The following is a 1,589-nucleotide window of genomic DNA, read 5'->3' as shown; positions in this document are numbered from 1 at the left end:
TCCATAAAAGTAATCAGCATGAGTAGTTCCAAAGGCAGGAATTGCTCTACCAGCCTGTGCCCAACTTGTTGCCCAAGGTGAATGGGTATGAACTACCCCTCCGATATTAGGGAAATTTTTATATAAGACTAGATGAGTAGCTGTATCAGATGAAGGCTTTAAGTCTCCCTCTACTACATTCCCCTCTAAATCTACTACTACTAAATCATCAACGGTCATTTCATCATAAGAAACACCACTTGGTTTGATTACTATCAATCCTTTTTCTCGATCGATACCACTTACATTGCCCCAAGTATAAGTGACTAAATCCTTTTTAGGTAGCTCTAAATTAGCTTCTAGAACCTCTGCTTTTAGCTTTTCTAACATTTATATCTCTCCTTCAAAAATCAGTACTAGTGGAGTGTGGGTGTGAATAACTTTTAATTGACCTTTTACTCACACTCACACTAATCACCCACACTTCATCCAAATTATAGTCCTTTAAATCTATAATAAATATCGTTCCAATTAAGCTTCTGCTTAAATTCTGGTATCTTAGTATCTTCATCAATTACCACATACTCTAAGTCAGCTATATCAGCAAAGTCTTGTAAATATTCTTCAGTTATCGCTTGACTAAATCCTGTATGATGAGCTCCTCCAGCATAAATCCAAGCTGCTGCTTCTGTTTTCAAGTCTGGTTTTGGCTGCCATACTGCTCTTGCTACAGGTAATTTTGGTAAATCTTCATTAGGCTCTACTACATCTACTTCATTAACGATCAATCTCAATCTATCTCCCATATCGATCATAGATGCATTTACTCCTAATCCTGTTGGTACATCAAAGACCAATCTAGCAGGAGCTTCTTTTCCACCAATTCCTAAGTGGTGTACCTCTAAAGAAGGCTTATCAGCAGCAATAGTTTCACAGATCTCTAACATGTGTGAACCTAATACCTTAGTATCATCTTGATCAAGGTGATAAGTATAATGCTCCATTAATGAAGCTCCACCCTCTAGTCCTTGACCCATTACCTTCATTGCTCTAACTAAGGCAGCAGTCTTCCAATCTCCCTCTGCACCAAAACCATATCCAGCTGCCATTAATCTCTGTACAGCAAGACCTGGTAGTTGTTTTAAACCGTGTAGTGCTTGGAAGTTTGTTGTAAATGCTTTGAAGTTACCTGCTTCTAAGAAGGCTTTCATTCCTAGCTCTATTTGTGCTGAATCTCTTAAAGATTGATGCTTTTCATTACCTGGAAGTAAATCTTCAGCTACATTATACTCTTCTTGATAAACTGCAATTAATTCATCAATTTCTGCTTCAGTTACTTTGTTGACATACTCAACAAGATCTCCTACAGCATATCCATTGACTTCATAACCTAATTTAATTTGAGCTTCAACCTTATCTCCTTCAGTTACAGCTACTTGGCGCATATTATCACCAAAACGAGCTACTTTAGCTCCTTGAGCATCTGCCCAAGCTGCTGCTGCACGCATCCAGATAGAAAGTTGATTGATTACCTCTTCGTCTTTCCAGTAACCAACAACTACCTTTCTATTCTTTCTCATTCTTGTTCCAATAAATCCAAACTCTCTACC

Annotated in this window: 2 protein-coding genes; both read right to left on the bottom strand. The window is 38.0% G+C overall.

Going from position 1 to position 1,589, the window contains the following annotated elements; all coding sequences use genetic code 11:
• On the bottom strand, positions 1–369 hold a 369-nt coding region (locus BX659_RS18670), incomplete at its 3' end, for a class II aldolase/adducin family protein (RefSeq protein ID WP_172432031.1).
• Positions 370–473: 104 nt separating this feature from the next.
• The coding region (locus tag BX659_RS18665) for an L-arabinose isomerase family protein (RefSeq protein WP_099459014.1) at positions 474–1,589 on the bottom strand (1,116 nt) is incomplete at its 5' end.

It is taken from the genome of Orenia metallireducens, assembly GCF_003001995.1.
Taxonomy (GTDB): Bacteria; Bacillota; Halanaerobiia; order Halobacteroidales; family Halobacteroidaceae; genus Orenia; species Orenia metallireducens_B.
This window is presented reverse-complemented; position numbering and strand designations above follow the sequence as displayed.